At 38.8% G+C, this 17800-nt stretch carries 15 protein-coding genes and 9 tRNA genes; 23 read left to right on the top strand and 1 reads right to left on the bottom strand.

What is annotated here, in order from left to right; all coding sequences use genetic code 11:
• Nucleotides 1-21: 21 nt before the first annotated feature.
• The 3 genes from TT13_RS05300 (at nucleotide 22) to TT13_RS05290 (ending at nucleotide 4143) form a co-directional block, all read left to right on the top strand.
• Complete coding sequence (locus TT13_RS05300; protein WP_027699031.1) at nucleotides 22-891, top strand: NAD(P)-dependent oxidoreductase; 870 nt, start codon at nucleotides 22-24, stop codon at nucleotides 889-891.
• Between the two features lie 140 nt (nucleotides 892-1031).
• A complete protein-coding gene (locus TT13_RS05295) occupies nucleotides 1032-2621 on the top strand; it encodes a glycosyltransferase family 4 protein (protein ID WP_027699030.1) in 1590 nt (529 codons plus the stop codon).
• A 10-nt stretch (nucleotides 2622-2631) separates the two neighbouring features.
• Entirely contained in the window at nucleotides 2632-4143 is a 1512-nt protein-coding gene (locus TT13_RS05290) for a glycosyltransferase (protein WP_027699029.1), read from the top strand.
• Nucleotides 4144-4191: 48 nt separating this feature from the next.
• Here TT13_RS05290 and TT13_RS05285 read toward each other — a convergent pair.
• Nucleotides 4192-4262 (bottom strand) — tRNA-Cys (locus TT13_RS05285).
• A 145-nt stretch (nucleotides 4263-4407) separates the two neighbouring features.
• On the opposite strand from TT13_RS05285, the gene TT13_RS05280 reads away from it, so the two are divergent.
• From TT13_RS05280 to TT13_RS05185, 20 genes are all read left to right on the top strand, one after another.
• Nucleotides 4408-4480: transfer RNA gene (locus TT13_RS05280), tRNA-Val, on the top strand.
• A gap of 2 nt (nucleotides 4481-4482) precedes the next feature.
• Nucleotides 4483-4556: transfer RNA gene (locus TT13_RS05275), tRNA-Asp, on the top strand.
• Between the two features lie 5 nt (nucleotides 4557-4561).
• Nucleotides 4562-4634, top strand: a tRNA-Phe gene (locus tag TT13_RS05270).
• Between the two features lie 28 nt (nucleotides 4635-4662).
• Nucleotides 4663-4733 (top strand) — tRNA-Trp (locus TT13_RS05265).
• 13 nt (nucleotides 4734-4746) lie between these two features.
• A tRNA-His gene (locus TT13_RS05260) sits at nucleotides 4747-4819 on the top strand.
• A 39-nt stretch (nucleotides 4820-4858) separates the two neighbouring features.
• Nucleotides 4859-4942, top strand: a tRNA-Leu gene (locus TT13_RS05255).
• Between the two features lie 59 nt (nucleotides 4943-5001).
• Nucleotides 5002-5085: transfer RNA gene (locus TT13_RS05250), tRNA-Leu, on the top strand.
• A gap of 260 nt (nucleotides 5086-5345) precedes the next feature.
• The gene (locus TT13_RS05245) at nucleotides 5346-6443 is read left to right on the top strand and encodes an EcsC family protein (protein ID WP_052348543.1); all 1098 of its coding nucleotides are present in this window, start codon (nucleotides 5346-5348) and stop codon (nucleotides 6441-6443) included.
• Between the two features lie 223 nt (nucleotides 6444-6666).
• The gene (locus TT13_RS05240; protein ID WP_082816184.1) at nucleotides 6667-7692 is read left to right on the top strand and encodes a DNA adenine methylase; all 1026 of its coding nucleotides are present in this window, start codon (nucleotides 6667-6669) and stop codon (nucleotides 7690-7692) included.
• A 23-nt stretch (nucleotides 7693-7715) separates the two neighbouring features.
• Nucleotides 7716-8492 carry a DNA methyltransferase gene (locus tag TT13_RS05235; protein ID WP_027699027.1) on the top strand — a complete coding sequence of 259 codons (777 nt, stop codon included), beginning with the start codon at nucleotides 7716-7718 and terminating at the stop codon, nucleotides 8490-8492.
• A gap of 18 nt (nucleotides 8493-8510) precedes the next feature.
• A complete protein-coding gene (locus TT13_RS05230) occupies nucleotides 8511-9413 on the top strand; it encodes a type II restriction endonuclease (RefSeq protein WP_027699026.1) in 903 nt (300 codons plus the stop codon).
• A gap of 282 nt (nucleotides 9414-9695) precedes the next feature.
• Nucleotides 9696-10319, top strand: coding sequence for a DUF7004 family protein (locus TT13_RS05225; protein ID WP_027699025.1), 624 nt, complete (start codon nucleotides 9696-9698; stop codon nucleotides 10317-10319).
• Nucleotides 10320-10465: 146 nt separating this feature from the next.
• Entirely contained in the window at nucleotides 10466-11284 is an 819-nt protein-coding gene (locus tag TT13_RS05220) for an oxidoreductase (protein WP_027699024.1), read from the top strand.
• A gap of 152 nt (nucleotides 11285-11436) precedes the next feature.
• On the top strand, nucleotides 11437-12087 hold the full coding sequence (locus tag TT13_RS05215; protein ID WP_045476697.1) for a MarR family winged helix-turn-helix transcriptional regulator: 651 nt from the start codon (nucleotides 11437-11439) through the stop codon (nucleotides 12085-12087).
• Between the two features lie 21 nt (nucleotides 12088-12108).
• Complete coding sequence (locus TT13_RS05210) at nucleotides 12109-13869, top strand: ABC transporter ATP-binding protein (RefSeq protein ID WP_422821961.1); 1761 nt, start codon at nucleotides 12109-12111, stop codon at nucleotides 13867-13869.
• Nucleotides 13870-14173: 304 nt separating this feature from the next.
• The gene (gene metK / locus TT13_RS05205) at nucleotides 14174-15373 is read left to right on the top strand and encodes a methionine adenosyltransferase (RefSeq protein ID WP_027699022.1); all 1200 of its coding nucleotides are present in this window, start codon (nucleotides 14174-14176) and stop codon (nucleotides 15371-15373) included.
• Nucleotides 15374-15584: 211 nt separating this feature from the next.
• The gene (locus tag TT13_RS05200; protein ID WP_027699021.1) at nucleotides 15585-15908 is read left to right on the top strand and encodes a PadR family transcriptional regulator; all 324 of its coding nucleotides are present in this window, start codon (nucleotides 15585-15587) and stop codon (nucleotides 15906-15908) included.
• Nucleotide 15909: 1 nt separating this feature from the next.
• Nucleotides 15910-16266, top strand: a complete 357-nt coding sequence (locus TT13_RS05195; RefSeq protein ID WP_027699020.1) for a DUF1048 domain-containing protein — start codon at nucleotides 15910-15912, stop codon at nucleotides 16264-16266.
• Nucleotides 16263-16589, top strand: a complete 327-nt coding sequence (locus TT13_RS05190; RefSeq protein ID WP_027699019.1) for a DUF1048 domain-containing protein — start codon at nucleotides 16263-16265, stop codon at nucleotides 16587-16589. The genes TT13_RS05195 and TT13_RS05190 overlap by 4 nt, the downstream gene beginning before the upstream one ends.
• Nucleotides 16590-16891: 302 nt before the next feature.
• Nucleotides 16892-16963: transfer RNA gene (locus tag TT13_RS05185), tRNA-Asn, on the top strand.
• Nucleotides 16964-17800: the final 837 nt, after the last annotated feature.

The raw sequence follows: 17800 nt of genomic DNA, 5'->3' as shown, positions 1-17800 counted from the left end.
TTAGATTGTGAGGGCATGCAGATGAAGATCGGTTTTGTGGGTACTGGCGTAATGGGTCGGGGGATTATTGATAATTTCTTAAAGGCCGGTTATGAAATGATTGTCTACAATCGGCATCAAACAGGTGCGATGGCGGTAATTCAACATGGTGCCGTTTGGGCTGCGACTCCAGCGGCAGTGGCTAAGCAAGCTGAAATTGTATTTACAATGGTTGGCTACCCACAAGATGTCGAGGAAGTTTACTATGGTACGGCTGGCTTGTTTTCACAGGCACAACCTGGACAAATCTTTGTTGATATGACCACTTCAACTCCTAGTCTGGCACAAAAATTAGCTCAAGACGGGGAAAAGTATGGAGTTGCGGTAGTTGATGCGCCGGTATCTGGTGGTGATATCGGGGCAATTGACGGTACGCTATCAATTATGGTTGGTGCCGATATTAACGTGTATAGTAAAATTCGTCCGCTCTTAGAGGTTATTGGTAAAAATATTAACCTCTTTGGTGGTCCAGGTAGTGGTCAACATACGAAAATGGCAAATCAGATTATGATTGCTAGCACGATGTTGGGGATGGCTGAGAGTTTAACCTATGCTAAAGCGGCCGGCCTTGACCTACGAGATGTAATTGATACGTTAAATGCTGGTGGTGCTCAAAATTGGTCTTTGGGCCATTTAGCGCCGCGGATTTTACAACAAGACTTTGAACCTGGTTTTTATGCAAAGCACTTACTAAAGGATTTACGGATTGCTTTGGATGAAGCTAAGCATTTGGGAATTGATTTACCAGCGACTACTTTAGCTGAAAAGTTATATGCTAAGCTTTCTGAAGAGATGGGACTTGGTAGTGAAGGAACCCAGGCAATTGTAAAGCTATGGTCACAATTTAATTAAGCGATATTTGGACGCGGTTCACTTTAATAGTGGGCGCGCCCTTTTTTGTGAATTAATTTAATAAAAAAGGGTAAATCGCTTTGTTTAAGCTTGAGGTACAGTATAATTTAGATAAAAGTAACTTGGCGGGAGGTGATATGATGAACTTTTTCATAAATGCAACAATGCCGAAACAAAAATCCGGGATTGAACATGCGCAATTAAAGCGTTTGGCCCTTTTTAAACAGCATCAAGTTGCAAGCCGGATTGTATTGCGTGATTGGGACCCAGTAGCGCATGTAAATACACAGGCAGCTGGCATCGCTGATGCGGACTTAATTAATATGTTTGACTATTTTCAAGGAACAATGACGGTTCCAGCAAAGCATTTGCAGGTGACTGATTTAGATTTTGGGCAGAGCAATTTAAAATTAGAGTTAGATGCTGAAAATAATCGCTATTTAGTAACGAGTCTAGCTGGTAAGTTAATGGCTCGGGCAAATTTTGATGCGACTGACAAGCAACGAATTCGTTCAACCGAACTATTCGATATCTTTGGTAACTTGTATCGCGTGAACCACTATGATTCACGGGGCTTCTTATCAATGGTTCAGTGGTATACACCTGATAATAAAATTGGTACCGAAACTTGGTTAGCCCTTGATGGGCGAGTAGTCTTGGAAAGCTTTAATAAAAAAAATATCCATGGTGACTTAGAAAAAGCTGCATGGCGGTTGACTGATAAAATGGGCAAGATTTATCTGTTCGATACGATTGAAGAGCTAACCTTACATTTCTTTGATTGTCTAAATACTGATTTTTGGTCAACCAAACAACCAAACGTCTTTATTCTGGACCGGTCACACTTAGGAGATTGGGGGTTATTGCAACTCAAAAAGCCAGCATATACAGTCTTGCATCTACATAATTCACATATTAGTGACCCGCAGGATCCACTGCATGCCTTAGTGAATAATCACTATGAGTTTGCATTAGCTAATATTAATCGGTATGATGCTGTAATTTCGGCCACCTACCGGCAAACGGCTGATTTAAAAGCGCGCTTTAAACCAAGTACAGAGCTATTTACAATTCCCGTGGGGGTTGCCGCAGATCGTTTACTTGAGGCTACTCCAGTACCGGTAAAAGAACGGGAATTTGGTAAAATGGTTGTCTTTGCCCGTTTAGCGTGGGAAAAGAATTTAGCTGATTTGGTTCGTGCGATTGCCTTAGTGCATGCAGAAGTGCCGGCAGTATCGCTAGACTTATATGGCTATGCTGATCCGACTAATGACTATCAAGCTCGTCGAGAGATTGAAAAAGTAATTGCTGAAAATGGTTTAGAGTCAGTGGTGACATTAAAAGGGTATACGACTGACCTTGACCAGGTTGAAAATACTGCTATGCTTTATGGGCTAACCTCTAAGATGGAAGGTTTCAATTTAGCAATTTTAGAAGCGATTTCGCATGGTTTAATTGCATTTTCTTATGATGTTAATTATGGGCCAAATGAAATTGTGCAAGATGGTATTAACGGTGCAGTTGTGCCTTATGGTGACTATCAGGCGCTAGCAGAACGGATAATTACCGTATTGAAAAATCCACAGTTGGCGCAAAGTTACTCAGATGGCGCATATGAATCTGCCAAACGTTATTCTGCTGAGAATGTCTGGCAAGCTTGGCAGAGCTTGTTAGATGCGGCACAGACTCAGTGGCCGGCAAAATTAGCAGCAATGGCCGGACAGCATTAAAGGAGCGTTTATGTATTTTTTTGTTAGTGAAAATATTTTTACCTTCAATTCAGGAACTGAACATGCGCAGGCTAAACGGACCAAATTATTTAATGCGTTTGGCTATGGTGCGCTTTATGTAACGCGTAATTATAATCGCTTTTTAGAACGTGACCGTCAGGCAATCGGTTTGACCGCCAGTGATGTCTTAAATATGTATGATTTTTATCAGGAAACAACGGACGTTGAGCGGCAAGATCAACCATTGCGGACGTTAGATAGCTTACCTCTAGATGAGTATCACCTGATTAGCAAAGGGGCTAACTATTCAACCATTAATCATGCAGGTCGTGAAATTGGTCGAATTGATGTGTTACCAGGGACAGTAGGCCTAGTAAATATGGTGACCTGGTATGACCGGTTTGGTAATACGACGGTGCGTGAAAATTATGATTGGCGGGGCTTTAAGTCATCAGTAGAATACTTTAATCCAGACGGTAGCTTGGCTGTACAGAAGTTTCTAAATCTGCAAGGTGTACCAGTCTTGGAAGTTAGTTATATGGCAATTCAAGGGCAGATGTACCCAACAACTTATACTTTGTTGCGGCATCAGGGGGCTGATTACCGTTTCAATAGTGAGGATGAATTATTTCGCTTCTTTTTGAATGAATTGACCCTGCTTAGTCCAAATTCAACGCTTATTTCTGATCGTCGTAGTTTGGACGGCGTCGTTGCAGATATTAAAAATGCAGCTGATAAATGGGCGTATTTGCATGATATTCATACGGCACAGGCGAAAAATCCGGTTAAGGGTAAGTTGTTTGATGTATATAAAATGGTGTTGCTTGAGCGAAATGCTGAATTTACTGGGATATTGGTTGCAACGCCAGAGCAACAGCGTGATTTACAAAGCCGCTTTCCTAATATGAATGTGCAGGTTGCGCCAGATACCTATGTTGCACCTGAATTACTGGCACAAGAACCTAAGCCATTAGCGGAACGAACTGCGGGACGGGTGATTTTTGTTGGTCGGCTATCAGCGGAAAAAAGGCCCGACCAAGCAATTCGTGCTTTTGCTAAAGTAGTTGCTGCAATGCCGAAGGCAACCTTAGAGTTTCGTGGATATCCGGCTAATCAAGCAATGCTAACGGATTTACAAGGATTAGCTCAACGTGAGGGGATTGCGGATAACGTTATTTTTGGTGATTATGTAGCGGCAGATGAGTTAGCGACCATTTATAGCAATGCCCGTGTTATCGTGAATACATCCCGAAGTGAGGGCTTTGGCCTGACACTGGTTGAGGCACAGGCTTATGGTTTGCCAAGTGTGGCTTATGATGTAAACTATGGCCCAGCAGATATTATCCAAGATGGGAAGAACGGTTATCTAGTTAAGCCCGATGCCACAAAAGACTTAGCTGATAAAATCTTGTTATTGCTAAGTGATGATAATCTCTGGCTTGATATGAGTCGGGCTGCTTGGCAGCATGCAAAAATCTATTCAAATGAAAATATGATTAAAGTATGGGAAAATACAATCTAAAAGAAAAAGAGCTCGTTGATTGATTCAACGAGCTCTTTTCTTTAATTAAGGTGGTAACGGGAATCGAACCCGCGATGACGGTTTTGCAGACCGTTGCCTTACCACTTGGCTACACCACCAAATCAAATACAGAACAAGATTAATTATAGCGGAAAAGTTAGTCGCTGGCAAACTGTTAAAAGAAGTTAGCTAAAAGGGTTGCAAAAAAGCTGGGCCTCCTGTATTATAAATCTTGTTGTTGCGATACAATCAATACAATAACATGGACGTTTAGCTCAGCTGGGAGAGCACCTGCCTTACAAGCAGGGGGTCACAGGTTCGATCCCTGTAACGTCCATTGGTCGCATGGTCTAGTTGGTTAGGACGCCTGCCTGTCACGCAGGAGATCACGGGTTCGAACCCCGTTGTGACCGTTTATGGCTCGGTAGCTCAGTCGGTAGAGCAATGCATTGAAGCTGCATGTGTCGGCGGTTCGATTCCGTCCCGCGCCATTGGATGATAACAAAATATCCAATCCATAGGGGTATAGTTTAACGGTAGAACGACGGTCTCCAAAACCGTTGGTGGGGGTTCGATTCCCTCTACCCCTGCTTTTTGATAATGGCGGTAGTGGTGAAGTGGTTAACACATCGGTTTGTGGTACCGACACGCGTGGGTTCGATTCCCATCTACCGCCCTCGAGGTCAGTATTTGACTTCACGATTAATTAGGTAATGCCGTTGTGGCGGAATAGGCAGACGCGCTGGACTCAAAATCCAGTTCCCGCAAGGGAGTGTGGGTTCGACCCCCACCGACGGCATTGCTTAGTCGCTAGACTGAGTAACGTCAAGGCATGGCCTTTACCTAAATTAATCATTTGCCGTTGTGGCGGAATAGGCAGACGCGCTGGACTCAAAATCCAGTTCCCGCAAGGGAGTGTGGGTTCGACCCCCACCGACGGCATTATTTAGTCCCTAACTTAGGTTAGGGACTTTTTGTTTGGCTTTGCCTGCTTATTTGTATTTGTTAAAATTAAAATAATGTGTATAATACCTGGCAATATCATATTAAAAGAAATTAAAAGTATTCAAAGGTAACTAGCGCACGATTATGAATGGCTTTTACGGAAATCAAAAATATAAATATTGATCCGGATGATAAAGTTGGAGATTTTAGAGTTAAATTACAAATATTGATAGATTATATTTAGGGGAGTAGGACTTATGCTAGTGACGGATATTAAATATAATATTCCAAATCCAATTATCGATACTAAAGAGCAAAAATTATTGGATTCATTAACTAAACAATATGAAAAAATGCTTGAACCTAGTAAAACCAGGCAATTTATTAACAAAACTGGTACTACAGTTGCTGGTGTTTTACCATCGGTTGTTAAAGGTTCAGTCTCAAAAGCCAGTAAAGCTGTGCAAAGTGGTGTCAAACAAATATCTGAGCAGGAGATATTCAATCAAACGGTTAAATATATTTCAGAAGGCTACTCAACACTGCAAGATAAAGCAGCTAAAGTTACAATCAACGAGAAATTTATTTTAGATAGTATCAACAAGCAGAATAGTCAAAATCCACTAAATTCGCTTGAAGAATTACCTTTGATGCGGAGCTATGAGATTTCATCAGCCGTTAGAACGTCAAAAATCAGAAACGTGTTAAGTGCGACTTTGGAAGGTTTTGGAACAGGATTTTTTGGTTTCGCAGGGATTCCAGCTAATTTAGCATTAAGTAATTTTTTGTATTTTAGAGCTGTGCAAAATGTGGCGATGTTCTATGGCTACGATGTTAAGCAAGATAATGCTGAGATGGTAATTGCCGGTGAGATATTTACTCAAGCAATGAACCCAAGTGCACGAGGTGGTAATAGTGAATTGAGTTCTGATATCATCAAGATTTTAAGCCAAGCACAGTTAACTGGAGCAAAACAAGCGGCAGCTAAAGGTTGGGCAGCAATGATTGAAAAAGGTGGACTGCCACTTGCGTTAGCGAATATTCGGGCTGTAGCAAACAAAGCAGCTCAAAAAGCGCTCACTAAGGCGGGGCAAAAAAGTGTCGAACTTGGTGTTTTCAAAGAAGCCTTTAATCAAATCGGGCGAAAATTAACTTTGAAATTTATACAGCGAGGCGTGCCGGTCGTTAGTGCTGGCGTTAGTGCTCTTATCGATACCGGAGAAATGAAAAAGGTAATCGAATACGCGGATGTGTTTTATAACAAACGCTTTATCTTGGAAAAAGAACAAAGAATCAATGATTTGATTAGCGGTGTCACTGAGTATGGGCTTGCTGTTGAACATGTTGGTGAATAAAAGCGTTGTGTGTATGAAATATTAGTTTTGCTGGTGAGTTAAGGTTGTTTAGCTTCGACGGTCTTTTTAGTCCCTAACTTAGGTTAGGGACTTTTTGTTTGGGTATAACTCTTTTTAAAAGTGTTGGTTAAAAAGGAGTTATAAATTCTTCATTATATAGTAGGCGTTATTGGGTTGTATTTAGTGTTATAATTCAGTAACTAAATACGAAAAGAGCTTTTTTATGTTAATAGATGAAATTGCAAAAGAACATAATTTAACTTTAAAACAATTATCGGCTGATTCTAATATTGCATATACTACTCTAATGTCAATGAAGGATAGCTCTATACTGGATTGGAAAAGCCAATATATAGATGCTGTATCAAAAGCTTTAGCTACAGACATAAAAAAACTTGCTGAAAAAGAAGTGTTAACTCCTTTTATTAAATGGGTAGGTGGGAAACGACAATTACTTAATGAATTGAAGAAATATGTGCCTGATGATTTTGGAACGTATTATGAACCATTTATAGGCGGTGGAGCCTTATTTTTAAATCTTCAGCCCGACAAGGCTGTAATCAATGATTTTAATCCAGAACTCACAAACCTTTGGCGCGTGGTTAAATCACAACCCGAAGAATTAGTTGAGTTACTTAGAACTCATCAAATAAATAATAGTAAGGAATATTATTTAGATTTGCGATTAATGGATCGTGACGGAAGAATAGTGTCGATGAGTGAGGTTGAACGAGCTGCTCGTTTTATGTATATGAATAAGACTGGTTTTAATGGACTTTGGCGTGTTAACTCTAAAGGACAAAATAATGTTCCTTATGGAAAGTATGCTAACCCAACAATTGTTTCACCGATGATTATTCCGATTAATAAGTACTTGTCTGAAAAAAATGTGAAAATAAAGACAGGAGATTACCAAGAAGTAGTGACTACTGCTGAAACGGGGGACTTCGTTTATTTTGATCCGCCATATATCCCCGCAAGTTCAACATCAGTATTTACAAGTTATACAGCTAATGGTTTTGGCCTTGTGCAACAGGAACAATTAAGAGATACGGCACTTAAATTAGCAAAACGAGGCGTGAGAGTTATGTTATCAAATGCAGATGTACCGTTAATTGAAGAATTATACTCAGACTCATTATTTGAGATACATCATGTTCAGGCAACGAGAGCTATAAACTCAAAAAGCTCAGCACGAGGTAAGGTGGGTGAAGTTATAATAACTGCTGGACTACGTAAGAGAGACTAATAATAGAATGAACGCGGAGGACTATGATGTCTAAATTTTTTGAAGATAAGCGAGTTCGTCTTTTGAAAGGAAATTCTTTAAAGTTAATGGCAACGTTACCGGATGAATCCGTTGATGTCATAATGACCGATCCGCCTTTTTTTCTATCTAATGGAGGTATAAGTGTTCATGCTGGCAAACAAGTGAAGGTGGATAAAGGCGAGTGGGATAAGATAAATGATGGTACACCAGAAGAGTTTTACACGACCTTTATTAAGCATGCCAGACGTATCCTCAAACCAAATGGAACAATATGGATATTCGGGACGATGCACAATATATTTTTAGTGGGTTATTTACTTCAAAAAAATGATTGGAAGATTCTTAATAATGTAACCTGGCAGAAGTCAAATCCCGCCCCAAATTTAAGCGGAAGAATGTTTACACATTCTACTGAAAATATTATTTGGGCTAGGAAAAATGCCAAAAAAGGTAAACATTTTTACAATTATGAGTTAATGAAAGAATATAATAACGGTAAACAAATGAAAGATGTTTGGACCTCATCAACTGTTAAGAAATCTGAGAAAAAATTTGGTAAGCATCCAACACAAAAACCGCTTTGGATTATGGAACGATTAATCGAAGCTAGTACCCAAGTTGGGGATGTTATATTGGATCCTTTTGTCGGTAGTGGTACGACAGCAGTCGCAGGAATAAAACTTGATCGCTTTGTCATTGGTATGGATTTATCGGATGAATACTTGGAAATCGCAAGGGCTCGGATATTAGATGTGGAAAGTGATATTAAATTGTTTTGAGAATGAGAGATGGGTATTATGAATTTTAGTGAGTATATGTCATTACCTTTGGATGATAAATTAAATGAATTTATGAATACAAGATTGGCTACTAATCGGACTGCTAGTTATTATGTTAATTGGCATAAGGCACAGGAAAATGTTGCAAAATATGAGTTAGAGCTCAATACGCTTAATTATTTGATTGGTAAGCCTCATATTAAGTCTGAAATGGTTAAGTTATTTACTGCTCAACCAGATTTGTTAAAGGCTATTCCAACATTAATTGCAGCGCGCGATAAAGTTTTAGATGTTCTGAGTATTGATGAAGATAAAAATTTTAAATTTTATAATTTGAATTTTGAAGAAATCGAAATTGAAAAACTTGAACAGTATATTGATTTTATTGAAGAAACTGGATTGATGAACTTTTTACAAAATGATATTCATCAGTCGCTTGTTGATTTTAGTTATGGTGTTGAAGTAGGTCTGGATTCTAATGGTCGTAAGAATCGTTCCGGGCAGCAAAATGAAAGTATTTTGGAGATTGATTTAATTAAGTTAACGGAGGGTACAGATTTAGAGTTTTCAACACAAACTTATGTGAAAGATATTAAGCTGAAATGGGGAATTGACGTTCCAACAGATAAATCTTCACGACGGTTCGATGGAGTAGTGTTCAATCCAAAAACGAACAAAGTAACGATAATTGAAACTAATTTTTATGGTGGCGGTGGTTCAAAACTAAAAGCTGTTTCTGGTGAATTTCGGGATTTAAATACATATATATCGGGGGAAAATGTAAATTTTGTCTGGATCTCTGATGGCCCTGGATGGAATACGGCGCGTTTGCCTTTGACCGAGGCGTTTGAAGTAATTCCGTATATAATTAATTTAACGATGGTTAATTTAGGTTATTTGAAAGAAATTGTGGATCTGTAATTAAAACGATGAGATTTTATTGAAAGGTATGAAGGATATACTTTGTAGCTTGAATTTATAGTGATAATTTTTTTAAATGAAAAAATTAATAACATCGATTATTAGTAATCATCGAGGGAATACATTATTGAGGTACTGCTTTATTTGATTGTTTATTTCGAAAGCTAGCAACCTTTTTTAAAGGTGCTTAGCTATCAATTATAGTTAACCCCATATGATTATTTTGAATTGTATAGGTCGTTAATTAAAATACAGAGGTAAGAATTTAGAAAGGTTTTAAGAATGAATCGCAAAATTAAATGGATTCCTAAGGATAGGACGTTAAAATTACCAGATGATTCTGAAATTTTTTATGAAAAAGGAAAATTTGATTCATGGCGAGTTACATATAAATCAAATGGTATGAAAAATTATTTTCAAGATGGAGCACCACTGGATAAAGATTATTTGTCAGATTTGGCATCATTTTCTCAAAATACTGATTCCAAAAAAATTGTCAAAAGAGATTTTGATGAGATTTTTGACAAAGTTCTTGAACGAGCAAGGAGCACCAGTGGTAATCCGGTACCAGTACAGGAGGATTTTGATGATATTATTATAATTGCTAGGAAATATAAGAGTAACCCCTGGCATGCATTAAAAACATTTTGCATTCTCTACATGACTATGATTTCAGAGTGGCATTATGTGCTCAAAAATGGAGATAGAACTAAATATAAGCATTTATTAAAAAAATTGGCTGTTTATCAAGTCTTATGTGACATTAATCCAGTTGCGGCAGCAAATACATCAAAAGGATTATCACCTAAAGGCATGCATGATAAGTTTGATGAATATAATATTGATTATCGTTATATAGAAGAATTTAAGATTGATTTAAGTAAAGAACAATATCCGTTAGCTTAATGTTTATGAAATTCAAACGGTTTAGTTAGAATGTTGAGCACTCACTATCTTAGTCCCTAACTTAGGTTAGGGACTTTTTGTTTGGGTATAAATACAACCCACCAACTCGTATAATAGTAAAAAACAATTAGAATGAAGGCTTAAACATGAACAAACAAGTAGCATTAGTAACGGGTGCTTCGTCAGGTATTGGTAAAGCAACTGCATTGGCTTTAAATTCAGCTGGCTATACCGTGTATGGTTTAGCACGGCGGGTAAATCTAATGGATGATTTAGCCCTTGCTGGAGTTAAGGTTTTAGCTATGGATGTAACTGACCATGCTGCAATGGTTACGGTTGTAACTAAGGTTTTAGCAGATGAGGGTCGGATTGATGTTTTAATTAATAATGCTGGTTATGGTTCCTATGGTGCAGTTGAAGATGTGCCAATCGAAGAAGCGCGCCGCCAGCTCGATGTTAATCTTTTCGGCTTAGCAGATTTAACTAAGTTGGTTTTGCCGACTATGCGAGCACAACACACTGGTAAAATTATCAATCTTTCATCAATGGCTGGCCGGGTTTGGACTCCTTTTGGTGCTTGGTATCATGCCAGTAAGTTTGCTTTAGAAGGTTTTTCAAATGCCCTACGTTTAGAACTGGCGCCCTTCGGGATTAAGGTCGTATTGATTGAACCTGGTGCAATTAAAACGCAGTGGGGAATTATAGCAGCTGATAATTTTGAAAAAGCGTCTGCAAAAGGCCCTTACGCCCAAGCGGCGCAACAAAAAGCAACTAATTTGCGGAGCTTGTATCAAAATAAAGCTTTGACGGCACCGACGGTAATTGCTAGGATCATCCTCAAAGCAGTTAGCGCTAAGCGACCAAGAACACGTTATTTAATTGGTTATGGTGCCTGGCCAGCAGTGTTGATTCAGAAGTTTTTGGGTGATCGAATTTTTGATTGGTTAATCCAACGTATAATGTAGGTTTGATTGAATTTAAAAGCTAGGATAAAAAATCAGGGGATAACTCTGATTTTTTATTTAGTTTGTTGTTGACAAAGCTAAATAAAGGTTTAGAATATATTTCGTTAGTTAATAATAAAGAAAACTAAATACTTTAAAAGAGGTAATTTAAAATGTCAGAACAAACAAATAACTTAGTTCAACTATTCTCAAAATTTCTACGGAATCCAAAGGTTTTAGCAGCTTTGCGTAATGAATTAGTTAGCGCACGTTTGCAACAACGCCAAGGACGTAACGGAGCACAAGGTTTATTAGTCCAGCTATGGAAGCAGGATGGGTTAACCAACACAGAAATTTCTGAATTGTTGGATATTAAGCCTTCTAGTGTAACCAATCAAGTTAAAAATTTGGAATCACGTGGTTTAGTTGAACGCAAGACTGATGAAGCTGATAAGCGAGTAAGTCGAGTCTTCTTAACAGAAGCTGGTAAAGAACTTAAGAGCCAACGCAGTGAACAACATGATGAGAAATCAGAAGAACTGTTTGCAACCTTAGATCAGGCAGAACAAGCTGAATTGCTAGTCTTGATGCAAAAATTAGTCGCTAATAGTGATGATGAAGATGTCTTTAACATATTTGATGGTGACCTTGATGGGATGTGGAAGTTTAATCCACAAAAGCATCATGAACACCAAATTATGCGGCATGAGATGCAAGAAATGGGCCGCGAGATGCGCCGTGAAGCTTGGCAAAATCGTAAGGATTTTGGTTGGGGCTTTGGTAAGCGTTCAGGCAAGCGTGACGATACAAAAACGGAAGATTAGATTTTAGGATTGAGGAATAGCATGATGGAGCAACGGCAAAATATGAAGCGACCAACAGGGAAGCTATCATTTAGCGGATTTTTTAAATTAATTGGATTAACTAAGCCAAAGTATAGTTTATTTGTTATCGGACTTACGGCGGGAATTATTGGTACAATCTTACAATTAATTGTGCCTAAGATGATTCGCCCTTTGATTGATGGATTTAGTAAGGGCATTAACTACGGTATTTTAGGTAAAGTAGTTGGAGTTTACATTATTGCCATGTTGCTTGGTGCAGTTGGTGCTGCAATTTTAGGCTTCTTTGGTGAAAGTGTTGTTAAAAACTTACGGCAAAATATCTGGGATAAATTAGTTCATCTCTATGTTAAATATTTTGACCAAATTAAAATTGGTGAGATTAATAGTCGGCTAGTTAATGACACTTCTCAGGTAAAGGACTTCTTAGCTAAGACGGTGCCACAGACCCTTTCGAGCTTACTGCTTTTGCTAGGTTCAATTGTAATGATGTGGCGGATGGACTGGCATATGACTGTCGCAATGGTCGTAGTTGTCCCAGTGGCCGCCGTACTAATTACGCCTTTGGCAATTTTTGGAAGTCGAATTGGTCGGATGCGCCAAGACGCTTTGGCTGATTTTTCAGGAAATGCGAACGAAGTTCTATCTGAAATCCGTTTGGTCAAGTCATCTAATGGTGAGAAGCAAGCTAGTATGACGGCAAGCACAAATATTCAAAAGCTTTACCGGATTGGTCTAAAAGAGGCCATTTTTGATGGTTCAATGCAGCCAATTATGATGTTATTGATGATGACAACCATCTTTGGCTTGTTGGCTTATGGAATTCATCGTGTCGCAGTTGGTGCGATGGCAATCGGAACTTTGATGAGTTTCTTGATGTACTTGATGAATTTGATTGGTTCAGTACCAGTTTTGGGTATGTTCTTTACTGATTTGTCTAAGGCTGCTGGTTCAACCGAGCGCCTTAATGAATTATTAGTTGAGGACCAAGAGCACTTGAACGACGGTCGAAAGTTTGACGTTGAAGGTCAAAGCCTTACCGCTGAACATGTTGATTTTAGTTATGATACTGGTGACCAAATTTTGCATGATGTCAGTTTTAAGGCCGAGCCTAACACCATCGTTGCCTTTGCTGGTCCTTCAGGTGGTGGTAAGTCAACCATCTTTAGTCTACTAGAACGTTTCTATGAGCCAACCGCTGGCCAGATAACGATTGGTGACTTACCAATCGAGGCAGTCTCATTACATGACTGGCGTTCGCAAATTGGTTTCGTTTCACAAGATTCAGCCATTATGGCCGGAACGATTCGTGATAATCTAACCTATGGATTAGATGGTGAATTTAGTGACGACCAACTTTGGCACGTTTTGGAATTGGCCTTTGCCCGTAACTTCGTCGAGCAGATGCCAGCTAAGCTAAATACGCAAGTTGGTGAGCGTGGAGTAAAAATTTCTGGTGGTCAACGTCAGCGAATCGCAATTGCGCGGGCCTTCTTACGTGATCCAAAGATTTTGATGCTTGATGAAGCAACGGCTAGCTTGGATTCAGAGAGTGAAGCAATGGTCCAAAAGGCCTTAGATACTTTGATGCAAGGCCGGACAACCTTAGTAATTGCACACCGTCTATCAACAATCGTGGATGCAGACAATATCTACTTTATTGAAAATGGCCAAGTGACCGGTTCAGGAAAGCATAGTGACCTCGTTGCTAGCCATCCATTGTACGCACAATATGTGGCAGAGCAATTAACAGTGGGAAACTAAAATCTTAGACGTACCAAGTAGGTTGCTTTTGTCAAAATAAAAAGCTTGTCAGTAATTTAGAATATGATAGAATTGTTTAGGTACTTTAAATTACGCAATTAAAAAATTAATATAGATTTCCTATCCAGAGTTCAGCGAGGGACTAGACCCGATGATCTGACACCAACTTACCTTAAGTTATTAAGGCGATGTGGTACTTTCTAGCAGATAGGCATATTAGGCAAAACCAATATGTCACCAGGGATGGAGATATATTGGTTTTTTATTTGCTTAATTCAATAGAAATGAGGAGTTTAGATATACTATGGTAGAGAAACGTTTGTTTACATCAGAATCAGTTTCCGAGGGGCACCCAGATAAGGTTTCTGATCAGATTTCCGATGCAATTTTAGACGCAATTTTGGCTAAGGACCCAATGGCCCATACAGCAATTGAGACCTCAGTGACAACTGGTTACGTAAATGTTTTTGGTGAAATTTCAACCAGCGCTTATGTTAATATGGATGAAATTATCCGTAAGACCTTGGCAAGAATTGGTTACGATGATCCAGATGCTGGTTTCCTAGCTTCTGATGTGCACGTTGGTTTGACGATTGATGAACAGTCACCTGATATTGCGCAGGGAGTTAATTCAGCGATTGAACAACGTGAAGAAGGTGGCGTTGATCCACTAGATGAGATTGGGGCTGGGGATCAAGGTTTGATGTTCGGTTTTGCCACCAACGAAACTGACGAATACTTGCCATTATCAGTTGTTTTGTCACACAAATTGGTTAAAAAGCAAGCTGAGTTACGTCGGACAGGTGAATTGGCTTACCTATTGCCTGATGCGAAGGCGCAGGTAACGGTTGAATTGGACGAGCATGACGAGCCAAAGCGGATTGATGCAGTTGTTTTATCAACCCAACACCGCGACAATGTAACGCTTGAACAATTACGTAAAGATGTACGTGCCCATATTTTGGATGAAATCTTGCCAGCTGAAATGGTAGATGCTGATACAAAGTATTACATTAACCCAACTGGTCGCTTCGTTATCGGTGGTCCAAAGGGTGATGCTGGAATGACTGGTCGTAAGATTATCGTTGATACTTATGGTGGTTATGCCCGTCATGGTGGTGGTGCCTTTTCAGGTAAGGACGCAACTAAGGTTGACCGTTCGGCTGCCTACGCTACTCGTCACATCGCTAAGAACATTGTGGCAGCTGGTTTGGCTGACAAGGCTGAAATCCAAGTTGCTTATGCAATTGGTGTGGCCCACCCAGTTTCAGTTAACGTAAACACATTTGGTACTGGTCGGGTGTCTGATGACCAACTAACTGAAGCAATTCGTGATTTGTTTGAATTACGACCAGCTGGAATTATCGAAGACTTAGATTTACGTAAGCCTCGCTATGAAGCAACTGCTGCCTACGGTCACTTTGGTCGCCCTGAATTAGACTTGCCATGGGAGCGTTTGGACAAGGTTGATGAGTTGAAAGCTTATTTTGGTAAATTAGGATAGATTAAAACATTTAAGCACCTTTTGGCTAGTGAGCTGAAAGGTGTTTTTTTATAGACGTGATTAGTATCTGCCACAACAATGTCTGCCAATGAATTTTACCTTTTAATGGAAAAGTTGCTTTCAATGACTTGACTTCTCGGGTACTCTGTCTTACTATATAGTCAACGGCTACTAATTAACACAAAGTAGCTAATGATGGAGGTCGTTAGTAATGCAAGGAACTACGGAAATGCTAAAGGGCATCTTAGAAGGTATGATTTTAGAGATTATCAACCGCCATGAAACTTATGGTTATGAAATAACACAGACATTACAAGCATCAGGTTTTGATGATATTGTTGAAGGGACGGTTTACACTATTTTAGTTCGCCTTGAAAAGAAGGCACTGGTAGACGTTGTTAAACGTAAGTCGGCAGTTGGTCCGATGCGTAAGTTTTACAGCTTGAATCAAGCTGGGCAGGCGGAATTATCAATATTTTGGCAGCGTTGGGAATTTATTGCACAACAAATGGCAAAGCTTAAAGGGGAAAAGTAAGATGGCAAGAGGAATTATTGATCGAGTAATTGGCTTAGAAGAAAAGGAAACTTGGCGGATTATGACTGCCCGAGTAGAAAAGTTACCGGCAGATTATCAACAAGACTTCAAGGTATTGAAAAAATATCTTTTTACAGTTGGACCTAGTGATTGGGCTAGCCAAAAATTCATCTTTGAAAATTTAATTGATTTATTAGAGGAGTTAGCAGCAGAGAAGCGGTTAGTAACCGATGTTGCTGGCAAAGACGTTGCAGCCTTTTTAGATGACTTAATTGCTAGTGGGGACAGCGGTAAATCTTGGGAGCATAAGTACCGGGAGCGTTTGAATCGTAAAATTAAATCAGGAGATAAAAAATGAATTTGATGAATACATTTACTAAGCAGTTAAATGAGAAAAAAGAGTACCGAGCAATGGTAAAGCGAGCCGAAAAGTTGCCGGCTGATTATTTTCATGCTTTTAAGGCAATTCAGTCATACGCTTTTACAATGGGAACGATAGATTGGCACCTTTTTGATGATGTAATTGATTTATTAGAGCTTGGTGCAGCTGAGCAAAAACCAGTAAAGATGATTGTTGGGGACGATGTTGCAGCCTTTGTTGATGAGTTAATTGGTGAGGACCGCTATGATTGGCAGGCTAAGTATCGCCAACGTTTAAATGATTATTTTAAAAATCGTTAGAAATTAAACCACCTAGTAGCAATGTTTACTAGGTGGTTTAATTATAATTAGATGTGTTAAATTAAATAATGATAAGCTTTATTACGAGGATTGTTCAAAGTTAATTGATTCTAAATATTTAAAACTGCATTATCTTATTAATATAAGTATGATTATAGCCTATAGATTGCTATAAAACAGCATTTCATTAAAATAGTTGTTTTTAATATCCTTGAAATAATATTAAAAAAAGATAAGAAAAAGATAAGAAAAAGATTGTATTTTTCTTATTATGATGATAATATAAGTACATGGTAATTCATTGCTCAGTAGTTCAGTGGTAGAGCGCCGCACTGTTAATGCGAATGTCGTAGGTTCGAATCCTACCTGGGCAGTCAGTAGTTTTATCAAACCCCGTCAGATTAGCGTTTTCACTAGTCTGGCGGGGTTTTCTGATGTTTTCAAGATTTTCAAAAGGTCATAGAAAGTTATGAAAAGTCACCGAAAATCAAGTAACTGTTTATTTTAGTGTGTATTTTTTGCTATATTTTTGTGAGTGCTAGAAGTTTACTAATGAAGTGAATACATTGGCTGTTTTTGGTTGAATAGACCCCAGCATATAATTATAGATAGTTGCACACAAAAGGTTATAGGGTTTGCAAGGGTATAACTGTAAGTACATTTGTATATACATATACAGATGATAAATTGAGTGTTATAATTTGAGCATGAAGTTGTGCATGCTGGAATACCTGCATGTCTAAGCTATTCTTGGTTTCGCCGCCGAGGATAGCTTTTTTTGTGTTTAATTTGTGGTGTGATTCAGTTTGTACCACGGCGAAAAATAGGTACAGACTGGAGGTTTCCAGTATATGCATAACTTCATAATCGCAGTGTTAGCTGGTTTAGCAGTAAACCTAATAAGCTACATTGCCAAGTGTTGGATAGATAAGGACTAGTCCTAATTTATTGAACGAGCTCTATCAGTCATATTTGAACTGATAGGGCTTTTTGTTTACGACTTTATAGAATTAAGAGTAATAAAACTGCAGAAACTTTTATATCGCTAATCCGACATATTATTAATAGGAGAGTAACATAACAGCTTTGAACTTTTACGAAGCTTTTATGACAGATTGTTTGATAAAGTCAGCCTATATTTAGCGAATTATATTTTACCTTGTAAATGTTCGTAACAAATGTAGCCTAGATATTGCGTGTTTTTATTGACT

The organism is Weissella oryzae SG25, assembly GCF_000691805.2.
Lineage (GTDB): Bacteria > Bacillota > Bacilli > Lactobacillales > Lactobacillaceae > Weissella > Weissella oryzae.
The sequence above is the reverse complement of the archived record's forward strand: the minus strand, read 5'-3'. Positions and strand labels throughout refer to the sequence as shown.

Excerpts from the sequence above, each read along its gene's own strand:
- TT13_RS05245 (WP_052348543.1), top strand. The coding sequence starts at position 5,346 with ATGCTAGTGACGGATATTAAATATAATATTCCAAATCCAATTATCGAT.
- TT13_RS05195 (WP_027699020.1), top strand. The coding sequence starts at position 15,910 with ATGGCAAGAGGAATTATTGATCGAGTAATTGGCTTAGAAGAAAAGGAA.
- TT13_RS05300 (WP_027699031.1), top strand. The coding sequence starts at position 22 with ATGAAGATCGGTTTTGTGGGTACTGGCGTAATGGGTCGGGGGATTATT.
- TT13_RS05220 (WP_027699024.1), top strand. The coding sequence starts at position 10,466 with ATGAACAAACAAGTAGCATTAGTAACGGGTGCTTCGTCAGGTATTGGT.
- TT13_RS05215 (WP_045476697.1), top strand. The coding sequence starts at position 11,437 with ATGTCAGAACAAACAAATAACTTAGTTCAACTATTCTCAAAATTTCTA.
- TT13_RS05290 (WP_027699029.1), top strand. The coding sequence starts at position 2,632 with ATGTATTTTTTTGTTAGTGAAAATATTTTTACCTTCAATTCAGGAACT.
- TT13_RS05235 (WP_027699027.1), top strand. The coding sequence starts at position 7,716 with ATGATGTCTAAATTTTTTGAAGATAAGCGAGTTCGTCTTTTGAAAGGA.
- TT13_RS05210 (WP_422821961.1), top strand. The coding sequence starts at position 12,109 with ATGATGGAGCAACGGCAAAATATGAAGCGACCAACAGGGAAGCTATCA.
- TT13_RS05230 (WP_027699026.1), top strand. The coding sequence starts at position 8,511 with ATGAATTTTAGTGAGTATATGTCATTACCTTTGGATGATAAATTAAAT.
- TT13_RS05190 (WP_027699019.1), top strand. The coding sequence starts at position 16,263 with ATGAATTTGATGAATACATTTACTAAGCAGTTAAATGAGAAAAAAGAG.
- TT13_RS05200 (WP_027699021.1), top strand. The coding sequence starts at position 15,585 with ATGCAAGGAACTACGGAAATGCTAAAGGGCATCTTAGAAGGTATGATT.
- metK (WP_027699022.1), top strand. The coding sequence starts at position 14,174 with ATGGTAGAGAAACGTTTGTTTACATCAGAATCAGTTTCCGAGGGGCAC.
- TT13_RS05225 (WP_027699025.1), top strand. The coding sequence starts at position 9,696 with ATGAATCGCAAAATTAAATGGATTCCTAAGGATAGGACGTTAAAATTA.
- TT13_RS05295 (WP_027699030.1), top strand. The coding sequence starts at position 1,032 with ATGAACTTTTTCATAAATGCAACAATGCCGAAACAAAAATCCGGGATT.
- TT13_RS05240 (WP_082816184.1), top strand. The coding sequence starts at position 6,667 with ATGTTAATAGATGAAATTGCAAAAGAACATAATTTAACTTTAAAACAA.